The following is a 21,770-nucleotide window of genomic DNA, read 5'->3' as shown; positions in this document are numbered from 1 at the left end:
TCTCTCGTTGAAAAAACGAGAGAGGATTTTCACTACACACGAGCGAAGCGAACTGGCGAAGCAATCGGGGCTAAGGGGAGAGATTTGGAATTTTTGTAATCATTTGACACTAAACGTGAATAATCTCGTCCTCAATCAATAAATCTTCACGACGTAACCGAAGAAAAATTTGTGCCACGGCGACGGTGTCTTTTTCGCAATAAGTAACAATGCGGTCAATATCTTTGTCCACATAAAAGACATGCCCTACCTGGCTACCGTCAATATCGCCTTTTGGCGATGGGATTCCGAGCACTTTACACAATAACTTTAAAGAAGTGAAATGCTTGTAATCGCCAAATTTCCATAACTCCAAAGTGTCCAAGTGTGCAATTTCCCAAGGCTTTTTACCAAATAAATTGAGTTTGTCGGGAATAGGAATTTGGTTGATAATCATTCGGCGGGCAAGAAACGGAATATCAAATTCTTTGGCATTATGCCCGCACAAAACGTGTTGTGGCTGATTGAAATGATTGTTCAACAAATTATTGAAGTCTTTTAGAATTTTATTTTCTTCACCAAAAAAAGAGGTAACCCTAAAATTACGAATATCACCCTTGATCGTAAAATACCCAACCGAGATACAGACAATTTTCCCGAACTCTGCCCAAATTCCGGCGCGATTGTAGAATTCCTCACCTGAAAACTCATCTTTGCGTTGGTATAAAGTTTTTTGTTCCCAAAGTCCTTTCATTTCATCATCCAAAGTGTTGTAATCCGCAACTTCGGGAACAGTTTCAATGTCAAGGAAAAGGATATTATTGAGGTTTATTTTTTCAATCATTTTTTACAAGTTATCTAAAAACGAATATAAGAAATTTATTCTATAAATGTATTAGAACAAACTTTGTTGAGTTGTTGGGTTTTCGTGTTCTAATAACCATTTTTTCCTCCATAATCCTCCAGCGTAACCTGTAAGTGAACCATCTGTTCCAATGACTCTATGGCAAGGAACAACAATCCAAAGTGGATTTTTCCCATTGGCGGAAGCCACAGCACGAATGGCTTTAACGTCTCCTAAAACTTTTGACTGTTCGAGATACGTTCTGGTTTTTCCATACGGAATCTCCAATAAGGCGCCCCACACTTTTTGCTGAAATTCAGTTCCTTTTGGATTGAGTTTGAAATCAAAATGGGTTCGTTTCCCTTCAAAATAATCATTGAGTTGAGAAACAGCTTCTTGTAAAACGTTTGGAATTGCTGTTGAAACAGTTCCTTCATCCAAAACGGAAATTTCTGAAATTCCATTTTCATCTCCTGCGATTGAGGCGATTCCTAAGGGTGTTTTGATGTAGACTGTTTCCATGATTTTGAATAGATTTAGTGACAAAGTTATCGCAAAGTTCGTAAAGAATTTAGAAAGGATGAAAAATAAAAAAACCATTCGCACATACAAATGGTTCATGTTTTTTAGCCCCGATGGAAACGGCATCCTCTTATGGTCTCGTCAAAAAAGACGAGACCATAAGAGATATAGTGGACAGCGGGATTAGCTCCTAAAACTATTTCAAATTCGAATAGATATAAGCTTCTAATGCTTGTAACTCTTCATCTGACATCTCCTCAGTGATGGCAAAGTTAGTTTTCATTACTTCGAACTGGCTTGGATCCACAAGAGGTTCACCATCTCCTTTTAAAAATGTGACCATATCAGCGTTTTTATCTTTGTAGATTTTGGCAATGTCGTGTAAACTAGGGCCTATAAGCTTTTTGTCTGGCAAATGACAAGCGATACAATTTCCTTTGTTTTCAAAAATTTCTTTTCCTAGAACTTCCGGTGATTTTACTGTTGCTGAATCAGAAGTTACTTCCGGTTTTCCGAAGGGTTCCTGGCTTTCTTTTTTACAGCTAACCAAAACTAAGAGCGTAACAATAATTAATAGCTTTTTCATGTTTTATTTATTTAAAAGTATAGCTGCTTCTTTGGCAAAATAGGTCGAAATCAAACTTGCTCCTGCTCTTTTGATACACATCAATTGCTCCATCATTATTTTGTCATTATCCAACCAACCTCTTTCGGCAGCTGCTTTGATCATTGCATATTCACCAGAAACATGAAAAACCGTCACGGGAACATTCACAGCGTTTTTAACTTCACGAACGATGTCCAAATACGCAATTCCGGGTTTTACCATAACCATGTCGGCACCTTCTTCTACATCGGATAAAGCTTCTTTGATGGCTTCGATGCGGTTGGCATAGTCCATTTGGTACGTTTTCTTGTCTTTTGGAACAGCAACGTCAGCTTCTCTTGGTGCACTGTCCAAGGCATCTCGGAAAGGCCCGTAAAACGCAGAAGCATACTTAGCCGAATAACTCATAATCCCCACGTGATGAAAACCTGCGGCGTCCAATCCTTCTCGCAAACGCAACACGCGTCCGTCCATCATATCGGATGGCGCTACAAAATCAGCTCCGGCTTCGGCGTGAGAAACAGCCATTTTTACCAAAGCAGCAACGGTAGAGTCGTTTTCAACATCGCCATTGGCAATAATTCCGTCGTGACCATAAATAGAATACGGGTCCAAAGCCACATCCGGCATTACAATCATCTCTGGACAGGCCGATTTGATCGCACGAATGGCCTGTTGCATCAATCCGTTTGGATTCCAAGATTCTTTTCCTGTATTGTCTTTTAAATCCTCACTTACTTTTACGTAAATATTGACTGCACGAATTCCTAATGCATATATTTCTTTAACTTCCTCAACCGTCAAATCAATCGAACGACGAAAGATTCCTGGCATAGAAGATATTTCGACCTTTACGTTTTCCCCTTCAGCGATAAACATAGGGAACATAAAATCGGTTGGGCTTAATGTGGTTTCGCGAACTAAAGAACGAATGGATTCGTTTACGCGTAATCTTCTACCTCTGTGTAATGGGAACATAATAATTTTAGAATTTAGATTGCAGAATTTAGATTGCAGATATGCTCACAGATTGAAGAAAACTTTTCTTGTTTTAGGACTTTTTTACATCTTAATTCAAAAATCGTTAATCTTCATTCTTAAATCTAAATCCAATCAATCGGATTTTGTAATATTTTCAATAATCTATCTTCTTCACTTCCCGTTTTTGGATGATGATCATACACCCACTGCACGTTCGGCGGTAAACTCATCAGAATACTTTCTATCCTTCCGTTGGTTTTTAATCCAAATAAAGTGCCTTTATCGTGCACCAAATTGAATTCTACATAACGGCCTCTTCTTATTTCTTGCCACGTTCTGTTTTCAGCAGTGTAGGTCAAGTTTTTTCTTCTTTCGACTATTGGAACGTAGGCTTCTAGAAAACTATTCCCTACTTCTGTAACAAAGTTAAACCAATTTCCCATTGACATTGTTTCGGTTGCTTTACAATAATCGAAAAACAATCCTCCAATTCCTCGAGCTTCGTTGCGATGTGCGTTCCAAAAATAGGCATCACATTGTTTTTTATACTTTGGATAAAACTCTGGGTTATGTTTATCACAAGCGTTTTTACAGGTTTGGTGAAAATGAACCGCATCTTCTTCAAACAAATAATAAGGCGTTAAATCCTGACCTCCGCCAAACCATTGCTGAATCACATTTCCATTATCATCATACATTTCGAAATAACGCCAATTCGCGTGAACCGTTGGTACCATTGGATTTTTCGGATGCAAAACCAAACTCAAACCACAGGCAAAGAAATCGGCTTCGCCTACATTGAATAGTTTTTGCATTGAATCTGGCAATTTTCCGTGAACAGCCGAAATGTTGACACCACCTTTTTCAAAAACAGCTCCGTTTTCGATTACGCGAGTACGTCCTCCTCCACCTTCCGGTCGTTCCCAAAGGTCTTCACGGAATTTTGCAGTTCCGTCAACGGCTTCTAATCCTGCTACGATTTGGTCTTGAAGGTTTTGTATGTATGCGTAAAATTTATTTTTCATTGTTATTATATTCTGATTTAAGCAATCCGAAATAAACAGTGTTTTGCAATTCGCCATCACCATTTCTAAATTCGTCTCGTAAAATTCCTTCTTGTTTGAAATTGTGTTTTAATGCAATTCGCTGGCTTGCAAGATTAATTTCTGAAGTGCAGATAAAAACCTTGTTCATCGTCAATTCGTTGAAACAAAATTCAAGTGCATCCAAAACCATTTTTGAGGTGATTCCTTTTCTCTGAAAATCTTCATCTACAAAATAACCCAATTCGCATTTTGAAATGCGGTAATCTATAGTTTTCACACATAAATAACCAATTAAATAATTGGTTATTAAATCTCTTGCATAAAAATAATAACCTTCCTTATTCTTTTCTTTGTCAAGACTGACAGCCAGAAAATCTTTTGCTTTCTTTAAAGAATCAGAGTTGGCGAGAGTTACTGGAAAAGTTTTCCCGATGTGATTTCTATTCTCATCAATTAGTTTATAAAACTCTTCAGGAAGAATATGTTCAATTCGGTCTATTTTCCAATCTGTAAAACTCATTTTTATTTGTTTTTAGCCGAAGCGATTTTAGCATTTATTCCAAACGAAAAGACTTTGCTTTCCTTTTGGATATAATTGTAAATGGCAATGGCTTTTTGCGAGAAATCAAACTGACTTTCTTTAGAAAAAGCAATCAAAAAATCAGCAAATAACTCCAACTGATTCCAATCTAAATTAAGGCGTTGCAAATGAACAATCAATTCCTCTTCCTCAAAGTTATTGAGACTTTCGACATTCATCGCTAAGTCTTTTAAGTCATTTTCAAGATACAGAAGGTCTTCCAAATTCCAAAACTTGGGTACATAAACCAATGACATCAACTTTTTTAGCACGTTGTCAATGCGGATACTTTCCTGGTCTCTTAAGCCTTTGTTTAGCATTTTTTAAATTCTTTGATTTCTGCCTTTCTGCAAACTTAGAACTGCGTACTAGTTTCCGTATTCCTTCACTGCATCAATAAATGCTTTTGCGTGATCCACAGGGATATTTGGTAAAATTCCGTGACCTAAGTTCACGATGTATTTGTCTTTTCCGAATTCGTCAATCATTTCGTGTACCATTTTCTTGATGGTTGGAATTGGTGAAAGTAGTCTTGAAGGATCAAAATTCCCTTGCAAAGTAACGTTTCCACCTGATAAATAACGAGCGTTTCTAGCCGAACATGTCCAATCCACTCCCAAAGCCGAAGCCTTGCTTTTTCCCATTTCGCCTAGAGCAAACCAACATCCTTTTCCGAAAACAATAACCGGAGTAACTTTAGCCAAAGCTTCAATTATTTGGTTAATATATTTCCAAGAGAATTCCTGATAATCCACTGGTGAAAGCATTCCGCCCCAAGAATCAAAAATTTGAACGGCATCTACTCCCGATTTTACTTTTTCTTTCAGATATAAAATAGTGGTATCGGTGATTTTTTGCAATAAAGTATGGGCTGCTACTGGGTTTGAAAAACAAAAACCTTTGGCAGTGTCAAAACTTTTAGAACCTTTTCCCTCAACAGCATAACAGAAAATTGTCCAAGGAGAACCTGCGAAACCAATCAAAGGCACCTCATCATTCAGCATTTCTTTGGTTAATTTAACTGCATCAAAAACATAACCTAAAGTTTCATTTACATCTGGAACATAAACCTGGCTTACTTGTTCCATAGTACGAATTGGATTTGGGATAATCGGTCCCAAATTGTCTTTCAATTCCACGTGAATTCCCATTGCTCTTGGCACTACCAAAATATCCGAGAACAAAATCGCGGCATCTGGAGCAATACGGCGAATAGGCTGAACGGTGATTTCTGCAGCCAATTCTGGAGTTTCGCAACGGGTGAAAAAATCGTATTTGTCACGCAAAGCTCTAAATTCCGGTAAATATCTTCCGGCTTGACGCATCATCCAAACTGGTGGGCGTTGTACTGTTTCTCCTTTTAAAGCTTTTAAAAATAGGTCGTTCTTTAACATAATTTTCAGTTTGCAGTTTTCAGTTTACAGTTTTGACAACCGTAAAAGAAACTCTTATTTTTATTTATTTTACTTATATTCTGTTATTACATCCTCAATCACGTCTTCAATGGTTTGTTGGTCTGCGACGATGATGTTTTTTGTTTTTTTGTCTAATGCACTTGCGGTAGTTTCGCCAATGCAAAAACAATTCTCGTTTTTAATTGTATTCTCTTTTAGATAACTTTCTACGCCTGACGGACTGAAAAATAGTATCGCATCGATTTTCTCCTTAATCTTTATAGGAGTCAATAGCGTTTCATAAACCTGAATCTCGTTGAATTTTATCCCTGCTTCTTTCAAAGCTTTTGGGAGTGTTTCTTTACGCAGATTTCCACTAAAGAAAGTATAGCTTTCTTGGCTATAAATCAAAGCAATAATCTCGGCTAAGTCAGCGGCATAACCCGTGTAAGCAACTACATTGAACCCAGCCTCAGATAATAGAATTTTCGTTTTTAGTCCAACGCAAAAAACATTTTTGTTTTTCAAATTGTCAACATCTGAATTTTCCAAAACACTCTGTGCCGCATTTTGACTGGTAAAAATCAAATTATCGTTGATAGAATTGAGTTCGAATTCTTGCTTCTTAGTCGAAATGAAATCCTCTTCGAATACTTCAAAACCAGCACTTAGAAGTTCCCGTCGTTGAATATCCGACAGCGTTTTGGTAGATAATATAACTGTTTTACTCATTTTTTGTTTTTTGAATCATTCTAAAAAAGCCCATTGTTTCTGTCTTAGCCCCGATTAAAGTGAAAATCCTTTTGCTTTTTTCGAAAAGCAAAAGATTGCAACGGAAAGCGGGAATCCATATTGGCAAAAAAGCCAAATCTTTCGCTCCTTATTTTTTTAAAGTTTCTTTTATTGTGGCCATCAATTGGGTCCCGCCGTTTTCGAAAATTTCTTGGGCGGAGTTATAACCTAATTTCTTCCATTCTTCTATGGGAACGATTTTGTTTACTTCGATTTTTTGCTTTCCGTCAATCGAAAATAGAACTCCCTTGAAATGGATGGTATCTTCGATCTCGTTGTATTTTGCCAAAGCGCCAATTGGTGCCGTACAACCGCCTTCGAGGGTTTTCAGGAATTGTCTTTCGATATGGGTACATACTTCAGTTTCGATATCGTTGAGTTGCGCAACGGCATCTCGGCAAAAATCATCGTTGGCCATAGCCACAACAACCATTGCACCTTGCGCCGGCGCTGGAATCATCCAATCGAGATTGATATAATTTTCGGGTTTCAGGTTGATGCGTTCTAAACCGGCAGCGGCAAAAACAGCTCCATTCCAATCGTTTTCCTGTAGTTTTTGTATTCTAGTATTCACGTTTCCGCGCAAATCGACTACGGTGTGATTGGGGTATTTATTCCACCATTGGGCTTGACGGCGCAAACTTCCTGTGGCAATAGTTCCTTTTCCTTCTAAAAAATCCAGGTTTCCTTTGTGAACCAAAATGTCCAAAGTGTTGGCTCTTTCAAGAACCGCTCCTTGAACAATGCCAATTGGTAAAGCTGTTGGAACGTCTTTCATGGAATGCACCGCGATATCGATTTGACCATTTATCATAGCAATATCAAGTGTTTTGGTAAAAATACCGGTGATTCCGAGTTCGTAAAGGGGTTTGTCAAGAATGATATCTCCTTGTGATTTTACGGCAATGATTTCGGTTTTATAGCCTAAATCGTTTAGTTTTTTTTCTACCGTGTGGGCTTGCCATAACGCGAGTTCGCTATCACGGGTTCCAATACGTATTGTTTTTTCTGCCATTTTTCGTTTTTTTACCATTAAGACATTAAGAATCATTAAGCTTTGTGTTGAATGTAAGTTAATTAAGTTTTAAAAAGTTTAAACTTAATTTTCTTAATCTCTTAATGGTCCAATCTCTTTACGGCAATGTTTATGTTTAGTCTATTAATCTTGAAAAAAACTCATTTACAAGTGGTTTCATTGATTTTGTTATATTTAGAGTGTTAAAATTAATCAATAATCCTTGAGGTCTTTGTAACAATTTCATATATGTAAGTAATTGTGCTTCGTGAATTGGCAAAAGGTTTTCTATCGCTTTTAATTCAACAACTATGCAATCATTTACCAGTAAATCAATTCTTAAATCAGATTCTAATTCAAGGTCATAATAATCTATTTTAACAACTAATTGTTGTTTAACAACGTATCCATTTTTTTCTAATTCATATTTAAGGCATTGCTCATAAATGCTTTCTAAAAGTCCAGGTCCTAAAGCTTTATGCACTTTTATAGCAAAACCTGTAATTTCATAAGCTAATTGCGTAACCTCTTTTTTTGTCATAGAACTTTTATTTTTTTACCATTAAGATATTAAGTTAATTAAGGCTGGCTTTAAAATACAAAGCTTAATTATCTTTACATTTAATGATTAGTTTTTTTAGGCTCAAAGCTTAATTCTCTTAATTTCTTAATTGTTCATTCTTTTGCATTAAGTTTTCAAAACACAACGCTTAATTCTCTTAATATCTTAATGGTTAAATTTTAGTAGCCGTTGCTATTTGAAATACTTTTTCGATCCAATCGATACTCTCATCTACCATTGTATCTTCATTTTTAAGATGGTTGGCAAAATGGGTCGTAATTTTTTGGATGATTCTGGAACTGATGATTTCGGCTTGCTCTTCGTTGAAGTTGGACATTTTTTTACTTTGAAAATCCAATTCCGAATTTTTAATCGTGTTTAGCTTTTCTTTCAAGGCATTTATGGTTGGCGCAAACTTTCTTACTTTGGTCCAAGCGATAAATTCATCCTTTATTTCTTCAATAATAGCCTCTGCTGCTGGGATATGAGCTTTTCTGTTTTCCAATGTCTCGTCGGTCATTTGTGACAAATGATCCATGTGAATCAAAGTAACGCCTTCAAGATCTTTGACATTTTCATTGACGTTTTTTGGAATTGATAAATCCAAAATCAACAACGGTTTTTTCAAATTCAAAATAGCTTTGTCGATAGTAGGATTTTGAGCTCCCGTAGCCACCACCACTACATCGGCTTTTTGCAATTCAATATGCAATTCCGAGTAATCTTTAACAATCAGATTCAATTTTCCGGCCAATTTCTCGGCTTTGTCTTTGGTTCTGTTGATTAAAGTGATGTGCTCGTTTTTGGTGTGTTTTACTAAATTCTCACAAGTATTTCTTCCGATTTTTCCTGTTCCAAAAAGTAAAATATTTTTGTTTCCAATGTCTGGAACGTTCTTGATAATATATTGAACCGACGCAAAAGATACCGAAGTGGCTCCTGAACTGATTTCGGTTTCATTTTTGATTTTTTTACTGGACTGTATCACCGCATTCACCAATCTTTCCATAAAAGCGTTGGCTAAACCCATTGCTTTAGCTTCGGCAAAACCATTTCGTATCTGGCTTATAATTTCAAAATCACCTAGAATTTGGCTGTCCAAACCTGTTCCTACGCGAAATAAATGCGAAATAGCTTCTTGGTTCTTGAAAACATAAGCGACTTTTTGGAAATCTTCAACTGTTCCGTTGCTGTTTTCGCAAAGTAATTTTATTAATTGAAAAGGGTGTTCGGCATAACCGTAAATTTCTGTCCTGTTACAGGTTGAAGTTACAAATAAACTCTTGATTCCTTCAGTCTTAGCCTGTTCCAACAGACGTGTTTTTGCTAAAGTATCCAAGCTAAATTTACCTCTTATTTCGGCATCTGCTTTTTTGTAGCTAAGGCCAATTGAGTAAAAATAGTGATGCTTTGAACCGTTATGATTTTCCATATATTCCCTTTCATATAAAGTACTACAAAACTATTACTATCGTTTCTATAAAAGTAACGCTAAAAGTTCTATTTGTGTCGCTGTATGTTTTTTTAGATTTAATTCGTTGTTTTCTAATAAAAACTGCTATTTTTGTAGCGTTATCGAGGGTTTATTTTTGATTTATTTAGAGTGATTCTAAATAAATACTTTCAGTAAAAGTCATTTTTTTATTTAAAAAATATCGCTATGGGTTCACAGGAAATTATAACTATCGAAGATGATTTCACGTTGATTCGTTTTCAAAACGATGGTTTAGAAACTTTTCAAGCCAAACACGAAGTGAGTAATGGCTTGATTCAATTTCATTTCGGTTTAAAAGGAAAAGCCAAATTCAACTTTAATCAAGGAAGTTACATATTGGATTTGAATGAGGAAAAATCCTATTTGTTCTACAATCCACAAAAAGAATTACCACTCAATTTGGAATTGGCACCTAATACTTGGGTAATATCCATTTTAATTTCGATTCAAAAATTTCACCGATTATTTTCTAATGATGCAGGACACATTCCATTTCTAAGTGAAGAGAATAAAGATAAAAAATATTATAAAGAAGGAGACATCAGTCCTTCAATGGCTATTGTTTTGAGTCAATTGTTTCATTATAATTTGAATCCTTCCATTAAGAATTTATATTACAAAGGCAAAGGATATGAATTGCTAAGTTTGTATTTCAACCGCTCTGAAGATCCGAATGCCGAACAATGTCCGTTTTTGATTGATGAAGACAATGTTTATAAAATCAAAAAAGCCAAAGAAATCATCATTGCCAATATGGCTGAACCTCCAGGTTTACAAGAATTGGCAGACGAAATAGGTTTGACTTTAAAAAAACTAAAAATGGGTTTCAAGCAAATTTATGGCGATACTGTCTATGGTTTCCTTTTTGATTATAAAATGGACTATGCTCGTCAATTGCTGGACAGTGGTTCCTATAATGTAAATGAAGTGGGGTTAAAAATTGGTTACAGCACCGGAAGCCATTTTATAGCGGCCTTCAAAAAGAAATTTGCTACCACTCCAAAGAAATATTTGATGTCCATAAATACCAATATCTAAAATACTATTGCTTTTAGATATTTAAACATAACAAAAAAATAACATTTATCATATTTCCAAAAAGTTGCTTTCTATACTTTTGGCAAAAAATCAAACCTATATATGAAAGGCGTATTATTAGTAAATTTAGGCTCACCAGAAAGTCCACAACCAAAAGATGTAAAACCTTATTTAGACGAATTTCTAATGGACAAATACGTTATTGATGTTCCGTATTTGTTGCGTGCTTTGCTGGTTCGTGGCATCATTTTAAGAAAACGTCCAGAAGAATCGGCTCACGCTTATCAGAAAATTTGGTGGAATGAAGGCTCACCTTTAGTTGTGCTTTCAGAAAGAATGCATAAAAAAGTACAGCCTTTAGTAGGTGTTCCAGTGGCATTATCCATGCGTTATGGCTCAATGAATATTGAAAAAGGACTACAGGAATTGCACGACAAAGGAGTAGATGAAGTATTACTTTTTCCTTTATATCCGCAATATGCAATGGCTTCTACCCTAACTATTTTGGTCAAAGCCGAAGAAATTCGCAAGAAGAAATTTCCAAACATGAAGATTACCGATGTTCCGGCGTTTTATAACAAACCAGATTACATTAAAAACTTAGCCGACTCAATCCAGAAGCATTTATCTGGATTTGATTATGACCATTTGTTATTTTCATATCATGGAATTCCTGAGCGTCATATTCGCAAAACAGATATAACCAAATCACATTGCAAAATTGATGGTTCTTGTTGCAACACGCCATCACCTGCTCATGATTTTTGCTATCGCCATCAATGTTATGAAACGACGAGATTAGTAATTGAGAAATTAGGCCTTCCTGAAGATAAATACAGCTTGACTTTTCAGTCCAGATTGGCGGGAGATAAATGGCTTGAACCTTACACCGATGTCGAAATTGATAAAATGCCTGAAAAAGGAATTAAAAATCTTGCCGTAGTAACTCCAGCTTTTGTTTCGGATTGTTTAGAAACTCTTGAAGAAATTGCGATGCGTGCCAAAGAAGATTTTGAAGCAAAGGGAGGCGAAAATTTCTTAGCCATTCCTTGTTTGAATGATGATGATGAATGGTGTGCTACGGTAAGTAAATGGATTAATGATTGGGCAAAATAATATTTATGGAACTCTACAACTATCTCAAATCCCTACATCTCATTTTTGTCATCACTTGGTTTGCCGGTTTATTCTATATCGTCCGCTTATTCGTTTACCAAATAGAAGCCGCTGATAAAACCTCACCCGAAAAAGAAATTCTTCAAAAACAATATAAAATTATGGCATACCGATTGTGGTATATCATTACCTGGCCATCAGCCGTATTGGCTAGTATTTTTGCATTTTGGATGCTGTTTTTTACCCCAATGGGAAATGCCTGGTTACAAATGCCTTGGATGCACGTAAAACTTGGCTTCGTTTTTGTGCTATATTTATATCATTTAAAATGTCAACAAATTTTTAGTCAATTGCAGAGAGATGAAGTAAAATACACCACCAATTTCATGCGCTTGTGGAATGAGGTTGCAACTATAATTTTATTCGCGGTTGTATTTTTGGTTATATTAAAAAATGCAGTTAATTGGATTTATGGAGTAATTGGTATTTTCTTGTTTTCGATTACTATTATGCTTGGTTTTAAATTTTACAAAAGAATTAGGGAGCGAAATAGTAAGCAGTAAGCAGTATTTAGTATTCAGATGTTGAGTTAATAGCCGAAACACTGAACACAAGTTGCTAACTGGATACTAAAAAACCGAACACTGAACACTAAAAAAATTATGCTTAAAAAATTTAAGATTCCTATAATTTCATTACGTGTTAGAATCTTTCTATCAATGGTTGTATTAATCATTGCAACTTCCCTTTTGCTCATAACCATTTCCATCTTTCAATACAAAAGCGTCGCCAAAGAATACAATCAAAAACGTATTGAAGGCATGGAATTTTATGTAAAAAAGCATATCAATTATATGCTTTCCAATACTACCTATCCTCTGACAGATGACAATATAAAATTAATCTTCAAAGATAAAATTCATGAAATATCTGATATTCAAAATGCTGAAATACAGATATATTCCTTGGATGGAAAATTACTGAAATCCTCCAAAGAGTCCTTTTCGGTGGCGACACAAACCCCAATAATATCAAAATTCATCGTGCGCTTGGTTAATGCCTCTATTGACAAAAGATTTGTCGAAGTCAAAACTATCAACGGCATAAAATACCGCTCTTCGTACAGTCTCATAAAAAATAAAAAATTCAAACCCATTGGAATCCTAAAATTACCCAACATTCCCGATGATGGTTATTATGAAAAAAAATTAAACAATTTCTTGGTTAGCTTAACACAGGTCTACGCGCTTATGATTGCTTTGGCTTTTGGATTGGCTTATTTGCTTTCTTCCTTTATCACCAAACCTATCTATGATTTTGCCGAAAAACTACGAGATACTAGTTTGAACCAAAAGAATGAAAAAATACCATTTTCGGCCAAAATTAAAGAGATTAATATGCTGTTGCATGCTTACAACAGGATGATTGAAGAACTCGAAAGAAACGCCATAAAACTAGCCCAAAACGAACGAGATCTGGCTTGGAGGGAAATGGCCAAGCAGGTGGCTCACGAAATCAAGAATCCGCTAACGCCGATGCGACTTACTATTCAGAGTTTTCAGCGAAAGTTTCACCCAGAAGATCCGAATATTAAACAGAAATTAAACGATTTCTCGGAATCCTTAATTCAACAAATAGACACGATGAGTGCCGTAGCATCAGCCTTTTCGGATTTTGCTTCGATGCCCGCCCAACAAAATGAAATGCTGAATGTAGTTGAAGTGGTAGAACTAACCTTGGATATTTTTCATGAAGATTTTATTGTTTTTGAGTGTTCCGAAAAAGATATTATTTCCAAAATTGATCGCACACAACTCATCCGGGTAATTACCAATTTGGTCAAAAATGCCATACAGGCCATTCCAGAAGATCAGGAAACCAAAATGATATTGGTTACCATAGAAAGAATTAAAAAAGAAGTCATTATCACTATAAAAGACAATGGAACAGGAATAAGTCCTGAACATGTCGACAATATCTTTGAACCCAAATTCACTACCAAAAACAGTGGAATGGGTTTAGGTCTTGGAATTATAAAAAACATCATCGAAAACTACAACGGAACAATTACCTTTGAATCTAAATTTGGAAGAGGTACCATATTTACCGTTACCCTACCAATTATTAACTCATAACTATAACACAATGAACTACGACAATCTTTTAATTACACTGGAAAACAACATTGCAACCGTTGTTATCAATAGACCTACCAAACTAAATGCTTTGAATATTGCAACGATCAATGACTTGCACAAAGCCATAAAAATATTGGGTAAAAACAAAGAAATTCAGGTTATCATACTTACTGGTAGTGGCGAAAAAGCATTTGTTGCTGGTGCAGACATTTCAGAATTTGCCCATTTCACTATCGAAGAAGGAACACAATTAGCTTTCCAGGGGCAAGAACTGCTTTTTAATTTTATTGAAAACCTAAAAACTCCAGTTATAGCAGCCGTTAATGGATTTGCATTGGGAGGCGGACTGGAATTGGCTATGGCTTGTCATTTTAGAGTAGCCTCAGACAATGCCAAAATGGGACTTCCTGAAGTTTCCCTTGGAGTGATTCCGGGTTACGGAGGGACACAACGTTTACCGCAATTAATCGGTAAGGGCCGAGCAATGGAAATGATTATGACCGCCGGAATGATTACTGCCGATGAAGCTAAACAATACGGGTTGGTAAATCACGTAGTTCCTCAATCCGAATTAATTGAATTTTGCACTGGAATTGCCCAAAAAATCATAAAAAATTCTCCTTTTGCGATTGGTAGAGCCATAAAAGCCATCAACGCAAATTATACCGAAGGAAAAAACGGTTACGAGACCGAAATCAAAAACTTTGGAAAATGTTTTGGAACCGAAGATTTCAACGAAGGGACTAAAGCATTTTTGGAGAAAAGAAAAGCTGTTTTTACGGGGAAATAATAATTTTTAATGAAAAACAACAACTTTTGCTACTTCGAAAAAAAGGAGTATTTTTACGAAAATTATATAAAAATAATCCCTTATTTTGTCTGAAATAAAGGAAAAACTGAATAAACAAAAGATATAGAGATGAAAGAAAAAAACAGTTCAGAGAAAGAAGCTAAGTTGAAAGCTTTACAGCTTACACTTGACAAATTAGACAAAACCTACGGAAAAGGAACTGTAATGAAAATGGGCGACAAAGCCATAGAGGAAGTGGAAACGATTTCATCTGGGTCTTTGGGAGTTGATTTGGCTTTGGGAGTTGGTGGTTATCCAAAAGGAAGAATTATAGAGATTTACGGACCAGAATCGTCTGGTAAAACAACTTTGACACTTCATGCAATTGCTGAAGCTCAAAAAGCAGGAGGAATTGCTGCTTTTATTGATGCTGAGCATGCTTTTGATAGAAATTATGCAGAGAAATTAGGAGTTGATATTGAAAACTTAATTATCTCTCAACCAGATAACGGAGAGCAAGCACTTGAAATTGCAGAAAATTTGATTCGCTCTGGAGCGATTGACATCGTGGTTATTGACTCGGTTGCTGCATTGACACCAAAAAGTGAAATTGAAGGTGAAATGGGAGATTCCAAAATGGGTCTTCACGCTCGTTTGATGTCTCAAGCATTGAGAAAATTGACGGGAACGATCAGCAAAACGAATTGTACAGTATTTTTCATCAACCAGTTGAGAGAAAAAATCGGTGTAATGTTTGGAAATCCTGAAACGACTACCGGTGGTAACGCCTTGAAGTTTTACGCCTCGGTACGTTTGGATATCCGTCGTTCTACACAAATTAAAGATGGTGAGAACGTTTTGGGTAACAGAACCAAAGTGAAAGTGGTTAAAAACAAAGTGGCACCACCGTTTAAAGTAGCCGAATTTGACATTATGTATGGTGAAGGAATCTCCAAAACAGGGGAAATACTTGACCTTGCTGTAGAGTTCGAAATCATCAAAAAAGCGGGTTCTTGGTTCAGTTATGGAGATACCAAACTAGGTCAAGGACGCGACGCAGTAAAAACTTTGATTAAAGACAATCCGGAATTGGCGGATGAACTGGAAGTGAAAATCAAAAATCACATAAAGGAATTAGCCGAAGCATAAAATACAGAAAAGACCGTCTTGTTCCAAAAAACGAGACGGTCTTTTTTATTTACTTATTTTTGATTCATCTAGCTTTTTGAAGGCTAATAATTCATTATAAATTAAGTTCCTAACGTGTTCACGAACTTCCTTTCTGTCCAATGGTTCTCCTTTCTCCGAAACCGTTTCAACCAAAGGTAAAATCTTGACGCGCATAAGGCCGGGACTACCGCTATAGAACGTGTACGACAATCTTTTCTTATTATCTGGAAAAACAAGAGGAACAATAGGCAAATGGTGCTCTACTGCCAAACGGAAAGCCCCGTCCTTGAATTGATCCAAAAAGATAGTCTCATCATGTGGTACGCCACCTTCGGGGAAAATACAGATACTTAATCCTCTATCAATTCTTTTTTGGGCTTCATCGAACACTTCCATTCTGCTTTTGGAACAGCTTCTATCCACTAGAATACTGGTTCTTTTATAGAAAAAACCAAACAATGGAATTTTCGCCAACGACATTTTCCCAACAAAAACAAAAGGATTGTCCACCGAGGCAAGCATTAGCATTATATCAGACATGGAAGTATGATTGGCCACAAACATATAGCTTTTCTTACGATCCAGCTTTTGGACTTTCTCAATTTTATAGTAGAAACCCATTCCAAAAAGCACACATTTGGCCCAAATCCGGGACATTTTAAAAAAATAAGGATACCCTTTTTCAGTCAATATGGAAGCCACCAAAAAAGGAAGCATAATCAGGATGGGTATGAGCATAACAACATAAAACCAAACCCGCCAAACGGCCCAAAATATCTTTTTTACACTTTTCATAAAGTCAAAAGTAAGGAAACTTGCGGAAAATTTAGCAAAAGAATTAACTTTGCGGTCAAATATTACATCACCATACAATCATACGAGATTTAAATAAATAAAAATGGCAAAAATACTTACAGGCGTTCAAAGTACAGGAACTCCGCATTTAGGAAACCTATTGGGCGCAATTATACCCGCAATCGAACTGTCAAATAAACCGGAAAACGAATCATTCCTTTTTATTGCCGATTTGCATTCAATTACACAAATAAAAGATGGAGAAACACTGAGAGCCAACACCTATAGTACCGCTGCCGCTTGGTTGGCTTGCGGTTTGGATATTGAAAAAGTAGTTTTTTACCGTCAGTCGGATGTCGCACAAACAGCGGAATTGTCTTGGTATTTGAGTTGTTTTTTCCCTTTTCAGCGTTTGACATTGGCACACTCTTTCAAAGACAAATCAGATCGATTGGATGATGTTAATGCCGGTTTGTTTTCGTATCCGATGTTAATGGCAGCCGATATTTTATTATATGATGCCCAATTTGTTCCCGTTGGAAAAGACCAATTGCAACACTTGGAAATTACCCGTGACGTAGCGTCTCGTTTCAACCACCAAATGGGAGAAACTTTTGTACTTCCAGAAGCTAAAATACAAGAAGACAGCATGCTGATACCTGGTACTAATGGAGGAAAAATGAGTAAATCGGCGAATAATATCATTAATATTTTCTTGGATGACAAAGCGCTACGCAAACAAGTGATGAGTATTGAAACCGATAGTACACCATTAGAAGATCCAAAAAATCCAGATACTTGTAATGCTTTTGCTATTTATTCTTTGTTAGCCAATGAAGAGCAAATCGAAACAATGAGAGCCAACTATTTAGGAGGTAATTATGGATATGGCCACGCCAAACAAGCTTTGTTTGAATTGATTTTGGAAAAATTTAAAACCGAAAGAGAAAAATACAACTACTACATCAACAATCTTCCTGAAGTGGATGCTTTATTGAAAAAAGGAGCTACAAAAGCCAGTATTGTTGCCAACGGAGTTTTGGCAAGAGTAAGAGAGAAATTGGGATTTGAAATCTAAAACATTCCTTAAAACTATAAAAGGACCAATTGATAAATAAATTGTATCAATTGGTCTTTTTTTTACTGTATCGGTAAGTTTTTCTCGAAAGCGGAACCGAAAGAAATAAAGGAATCCGTCCCCCCCACTCCTTCGATAATGTGAATTTGTTCGTAGATGATTTTTCGTAACTCTTCGTTATTGGCCGCCACAATCTTGATAAACAAAGCATATTTTCCCGAAACCCAATGGCATTCCACAATCTCGGGAATCAATTTGAGTTGCTCGGCTATTGAGTAGGCAAAACGGGCTTCTTTGGTGGTAATTCCTGTATAGGTAATCGTTTCAAAACCATTGGCTTTGGCATTCAATTTTACAGAAAACCCGGCAATCACCCCCGACTCCTGCAATTTTCGAACACGCAAATGCACTAAAGAATTAGACACTTTTAATTCTTTGGCTAATTCAGAATATGGAATTCTTCCGTTCTCACTCAGCTTTCTGATGATTTCTTGGTCTAAATAATCAGTATTTTCGTTGTTTTTGGAGTTTAACATCACTTAACTATTTGGTTGAAAACTATAACATTGACAATTCTAAAGCAAAAAAAATGCTTACATCTGTCAAAATTACACAATTATCATTCAAATATGTCTATTTATCAATAATCGAATCAACAATATGTTAGTTCGACAGATTTCTATTTAGTTTTGTGTCATTCTTACAATTTAAAAACACAGACAGAAATGGACAAAAATCAACTGCTTTCGAAACTATGGGAACAATATGCTGAAATAACCCCATCTGCAAAAAAGATACACACTTTATTAGAAGAAAAAGGCGAAACGATTCTAAACGATCACATTGCGATTCGTACTTTTAATGACAAAAGAGTCAACATCTCGGTATTAGAAAAAATTTTCTTAAACGTTGGGTATGAAGCCCGTGGAGAATATGTATTTGAATCAAAAAAATTGTTCGCCAAACATTACGAACACACTACAGACAAAGATGCACCAAGAATTTTCATCTCCGAATTAGAGTTAGAAAAATGTTCCGAATCTTTACAAAACACGGTAAAAAAATTACTGGATGATTGCGATCCGAATGAATTTAATCACCCACAATTGGCTTTGAACAGTACTTTTTGGAAATCAAATTCACAAGCGATATACAAATCACTCTTGGAAGAATCGGAATATGCTGCTTGGATGTATATCTATGGTTTTCGCGCCAATCATTTTACAATTAATGTAAATGCGCTTAAACACTTTGAAAAATTGGAAGAATTGAATACTTTCTTGGAAGAAAGCGGGTGGAAATTGAACGCTTCTGGCGGAAAAATAAAAGGAACTCCTGAGCAATTTTTAGAGCAATCCAGTACATTGGCTGATTTACATACCATCAACTTTGAAGAAGGTTCTTTTGAAATTCCATCTTGTTACTACGAATTTGCCTTGAGATATGCCATGCCTGATGGTAATTTATACCAAGGATTTGTAGCTTCTTCTGCTGATAAAATTTTTGAAAGTACTGATGTGAAATTGCAAAATTAAAAGGTCAAAACAAGTCGATAACTTGTCAAATTCTCTGTTATATCTGGAGAAAAACGACAAGTTATTGCTTTTTTTAAGAAATATTGCGCCTCTATTAGGAAAATCAACTGTCGAAGAGCAATTTTAAAATAAATAAAACAAAATTTAAAATTGATTTTGAAGGTTTAAATTTAAAATTATCCATCCAAAGAGATGATTTATAACAATAATCTCAATTCTCGTTAAACTGGCCAGTATTATACCAATATATTTTCAGAATAGCAATTGAGGGTTTATCTTTGTGCAAAAAATTTACAAATAATTTTTATTTGTGACAAACACAAAAAAGATGACAGAAAATAAGGAAACATTTATATTCGATTTTGACAGTACTTTCATGAAAGTCGAAGCACTGGATGTATTATGCGAAGTAATTTACCAAGATAGTGCTGCAGGAGTTCAAATATTAAGTGAAATTCAACGATTAACTGACCTTGGGATGGAAGGTAAATTGTCCTTGAAAGAATCTTTGACTCAAAGAATTCAGTTATTGCAGGCCAATAGAGATCATATAGGCAGTGTAATTGAAGAATTAAAAAAGAAAGTAACTGCATCTGTAATACGAAATAGAACTTTTTTTAAACAACATTCGGATAACATTTATATTATTTCAAACGGTTTTAAGGAAATCATCATCCCAATCGTTCAAGAATACGGTATTAAACCAGAAAATGTTTTGGCCAACACTTTCAAATTTGATCATGAAGGAAACATTATTGGGTTTGACGAAAAAGATGAATTGTGTGAAAACCAAGGAAAAGTAAAAAAAATCAAATCATTAAACCTTCAAGGAGAAGCGATAATGATTGGAGATGGTTATACTGACTATGAAACCCTTGAGGGTGGAGCAGTAAGTAAGTTTTTTGCTTTTACTGAAAATGTAAGCCGCAAGATTGTGGTAGAAAAAGCTAGTCAAATAGCTCCATCATTGGACGAAATTCTTTATGAGCTATCCTATAAAGCTTCTGTTTCTTATCCAAAAAATAGAATTAATGTTTTATTATTGGAAAACGTTCATCAGGATGCCGTTAAAATCTTTGAACACGAAGGCTATAACGTAGAAACCATTAAAGGTTCTTTGTCTGAAGACGAATTAATCGAAAAAATAAAAGGAGTTTCAATACTAGGAATTCGTTCGAAAACTCACGTTACTGCCAAAGTTTTGGAGCATGCCAATAAACTTCACGCTGTTGGAACGTTTTGTATCGGAACCAATCAAGTCGATTTGACTGCTTGTAGCATGAAAGGAATTTCAGTTTTCAATGCGCCATACAGCAACACTAGATCTGTTGTGGAATTGGCTTTGGGACAAATCATTATGCTTGTTCGTAATACTTTCGAAAAAAGCAAATTGATGCACGAAGGTGTTTGGGACAAATCAGCCACAAACAGTGTTGAAATCCGTGGCAAGAAATTAGGTTTGGTTGGATACGGAAGTATTGGATCACAACTTTCTATCGTAGCCGAAGCATTGGGAATGAAAGTATACTTCTACGATGCTGTTGACAGATTGGCTCTTGGAAATGCCAAAAAATGTTCTTCTTTGAAAGAATTATTATCGCTTTCGGATGTTGTTTCTTTACACGTTGACGGACGTGCAAGCAATAAAAACTTAATCGATGCCGACGCTTTTGATTACATGAAGCCAGGTGTTGTATTTTTGAACCTTTCAAGAGGTCATGTCGTTGATATTGAAGCATTGGTTGCCAATTTGAAAAGCGGAAAAATCCATGGAGCAGCGGTAGATGTTTTTCCATACGAACCAAAAAACAATGACGAGCCATTTGTATCTGAATTACAAGGATTGCCAAATGTAATATTGACTCCACATATTGGAGGAAGTACCGAAGAAGCTCAAGAAGATATTGGACATTATGTTGCCAACAAAATAATCAATTACATCAATACAGGTACGACTTACGGAAGCGTTAACCTTCCTGAAATTCAGCTTCCTGAACTTCAAAGTGCACACCGTATTATGCATATCCATGAAAATGTGAAAGGTATTTTGGCACAAATCAACAATATTCTTTTGGAGTACGACAACAATATTTTGGGTCAATACTTGAAAACCAATGAAACTTTGGGGTATGTAATTACCGATATTGATAATTTCCACAACAAAGATTTGGAGAAAAAACTGAAAAAGATTCCAAATACAATCAGATATAGAATTCTATACTAAATAATTTTAAATTACAGCTTTTAGACTTCAAATTACACGAAATCTAAAAGCTGTAATTTTAAATCTAAA

At 35.7% G+C, this 21,770-nt stretch carries 23 protein-coding genes; 9 read left to right on the top strand and 14 right to left on the bottom strand.

What is annotated here, in order from left to right; all coding sequences use genetic code 11:
* Positions 1-109 precede the first annotated feature (109 nt).
* From DOS84_RS01975 to hemA, 12 genes are all read right to left on the bottom strand, one after another.
* Complete coding sequence (locus DOS84_RS01975; RefSeq protein ID WP_111408422.1) at positions 110-823, bottom strand: 3'-5' exonuclease; 714 nt, start codon at positions 821-823, stop codon at positions 110-112.
* 51 nt (positions 824-874) lie between these two features.
* Entirely contained in the window at positions 875-1,345 is a 471-nt protein-coding gene (locus DOS84_RS01970; RefSeq protein ID WP_111408421.1) for a methylated-DNA--[protein]-cysteine S-methyltransferase, read from the bottom strand.
* A 196-nt stretch (positions 1,346-1,541) separates the two neighbouring features.
* Entirely contained in the window at positions 1,542-1,931 is a 390-nt protein-coding gene (locus DOS84_RS01960) for a c-type cytochrome (protein WP_111408419.1), read from the bottom strand.
* 3 nt (positions 1,932-1,934) lie between these two features.
* A complete protein-coding gene (hemB, locus tag DOS84_RS01955; protein ID WP_111408418.1) occupies positions 1,935-2,930 on the bottom strand; it encodes a porphobilinogen synthase in 996 nt (331 codons plus the stop codon).
* A 125-nt stretch (positions 2,931-3,055) separates the two neighbouring features.
* Entirely contained in the window at positions 3,056-3,958 is a 903-nt protein-coding gene (gene hemF, locus DOS84_RS01950; protein WP_111408417.1) for an oxygen-dependent coproporphyrinogen oxidase, read from the bottom strand.
* Complete coding sequence (locus DOS84_RS01945) at positions 3,948-4,499, bottom strand: GNAT family N-acetyltransferase (protein WP_111408416.1); 552 nt, start codon at positions 4,497-4,499, stop codon at positions 3,948-3,950. The genes hemF and DOS84_RS01945 overlap by 11 nt, the downstream gene beginning before the upstream one ends.
* A gap of 2 nt (positions 4,500-4,501) precedes the next feature.
* A complete protein-coding gene (locus tag DOS84_RS01940) occupies positions 4,502-4,879 on the bottom strand; it encodes a hypothetical protein (protein WP_111408415.1) in 378 nt (125 codons plus the stop codon).
* Between the two features lie 48 nt (positions 4,880-4,927).
* A complete protein-coding gene (gene hemE / locus DOS84_RS01935; protein ID WP_111408414.1) occupies positions 4,928-5,953 on the bottom strand; it encodes a uroporphyrinogen decarboxylase in 1,026 nt (341 codons plus the stop codon).
* Positions 5,954-6,022: 69 nt separating this feature from the next.
* Positions 6,023-6,685, bottom strand: coding sequence for a uroporphyrinogen-III synthase (locus DOS84_RS01930; protein WP_111408413.1), 663 nt, complete (start codon positions 6,683-6,685; stop codon positions 6,023-6,025).
* Between the two features lie 148 nt (positions 6,686-6,833).
* Positions 6,834-7,760 (bottom strand): hydroxymethylbilane synthase, encoded by a 927-nt coding sequence (hemC, locus tag DOS84_RS01925; protein WP_111408569.1) that lies wholly within the window; start codon positions 7,758-7,760, stop codon positions 6,834-6,836.
* Between the two features lie 136 nt (positions 7,761-7,896).
* Positions 7,897-8,301, bottom strand: coding sequence for a GxxExxY protein (locus tag DOS84_RS01920; RefSeq protein WP_111408412.1), 405 nt, complete (start codon positions 8,299-8,301; stop codon positions 7,897-7,899).
* A gap of 193 nt (positions 8,302-8,494) precedes the next feature.
* Entirely contained in the window at positions 8,495-9,754 is a 1,260-nt protein-coding gene (hemA, locus tag DOS84_RS01915; RefSeq protein WP_111408411.1) for a glutamyl-tRNA reductase, read from the bottom strand.
* A gap of 228 nt (positions 9,755-9,982) precedes the next feature.
* Between hemA and DOS84_RS01910 the strand changes: the two genes are divergently transcribed.
* The 6 genes from DOS84_RS01910 (at position 9,983) to recA (ending at position 16,048) form a co-directional block, all read left to right on the top strand.
* The gene (locus DOS84_RS01910) at positions 9,983-10,855 is read left to right on the top strand and encodes an AraC family transcriptional regulator (protein ID WP_111408410.1); all 873 of its coding nucleotides are present in this window, start codon (positions 9,983-9,985) and stop codon (positions 10,853-10,855) included.
* Positions 10,856-10,957: 102 nt separating this feature from the next.
* Positions 10,958-11,971 (top strand): ferrochelatase, encoded by a 1,014-nt coding sequence (hemH, locus tag DOS84_RS01905; RefSeq protein WP_111408409.1) that lies wholly within the window; start codon positions 10,958-10,960, stop codon positions 11,969-11,971.
* A 5-nt stretch (positions 11,972-11,976) separates the two neighbouring features.
* Entirely contained in the window at positions 11,977-12,534 is a 558-nt protein-coding gene (locus DOS84_RS01900) for a CopD family protein (RefSeq protein WP_111408408.1), read from the top strand.
* Positions 12,535-12,690: 156 nt separating this feature from the next.
* Positions 12,691-14,106, top strand: coding sequence for a sensor histidine kinase (locus tag DOS84_RS01895; RefSeq protein ID WP_111408407.1), 1,416 nt, complete (start codon positions 12,691-12,693; stop codon positions 14,104-14,106).
* A gap of 10 nt (positions 14,107-14,116) precedes the next feature.
* On the top strand, positions 14,117-14,899 hold the full coding sequence (locus DOS84_RS01890) for an enoyl-CoA hydratase/isomerase family protein (RefSeq protein WP_111408406.1): 783 nt from the start codon (positions 14,117-14,119) through the stop codon (positions 14,897-14,899).
* A 129-nt stretch (positions 14,900-15,028) separates the two neighbouring features.
* A complete protein-coding gene (gene recA, locus DOS84_RS01885) occupies positions 15,029-16,048 on the top strand; it encodes a recombinase RecA (RefSeq protein WP_111408405.1) in 1,020 nt (339 codons plus the stop codon).
* A gap of 45 nt (positions 16,049-16,093) precedes the next feature.
* Here the strand turns inward: recA and DOS84_RS01880 are convergent, their stop codons facing one another.
* Positions 16,094-16,864, bottom strand: coding sequence for a lysophospholipid acyltransferase family protein (locus DOS84_RS01880; protein ID WP_111408568.1), 771 nt, complete (start codon positions 16,862-16,864; stop codon positions 16,094-16,096).
* Positions 16,865-16,967: 103 nt separating this feature from the next.
* Between DOS84_RS01880 and trpS the strand changes: the two genes are divergently transcribed.
* On the top strand, positions 16,968-17,942 hold the full coding sequence (gene trpS, locus DOS84_RS01875) for a tryptophan--tRNA ligase (RefSeq protein ID WP_111408404.1): 975 nt from the start codon (positions 16,968-16,970) through the stop codon (positions 17,940-17,942).
* 62 nt (positions 17,943-18,004) lie between these two features.
* On the opposite strand, the gene DOS84_RS01870 is transcribed toward trpS, so the two are convergent.
* Positions 18,005-18,478 (bottom strand): Lrp/AsnC family transcriptional regulator, encoded by a 474-nt coding sequence (locus tag DOS84_RS01870; protein ID WP_111408403.1) that lies wholly within the window; start codon positions 18,476-18,478, stop codon positions 18,005-18,007.
* Positions 18,479-18,667: 189 nt separating this feature from the next.
* On the opposite strand from DOS84_RS01870, the gene DOS84_RS01865 reads away from it, so the two are divergent.
* Both DOS84_RS01865 and serA read left to right on the top strand, forming a co-directional pair.
* Positions 18,668-19,477, top strand: coding sequence for a DUF1338 domain-containing protein (locus DOS84_RS01865; RefSeq protein WP_111408402.1), 810 nt, complete (start codon positions 18,668-18,670; stop codon positions 19,475-19,477).
* A gap of 328 nt (positions 19,478-19,805) precedes the next feature.
* A complete protein-coding gene (gene serA, locus DOS84_RS01860) occupies positions 19,806-21,701 on the top strand; it encodes a phosphoglycerate dehydrogenase (protein WP_111408401.1) in 1,896 nt (631 codons plus the stop codon).
* Positions 21,702-21,770 lie beyond the last annotated feature (69 nt).

This window comes from Flavobacterium aquariorum, assembly GCF_003254745.1.
In the GTDB taxonomy this organism is placed as follows: Bacteria; Bacteroidota; Bacteroidia; order Flavobacteriales; family Flavobacteriaceae; genus Flavobacterium; species Flavobacterium aquariorum.
The sequence above is the reverse complement of the archived record's forward strand: the minus strand, read 5'-3'. Positions and strand labels throughout refer to the sequence as shown.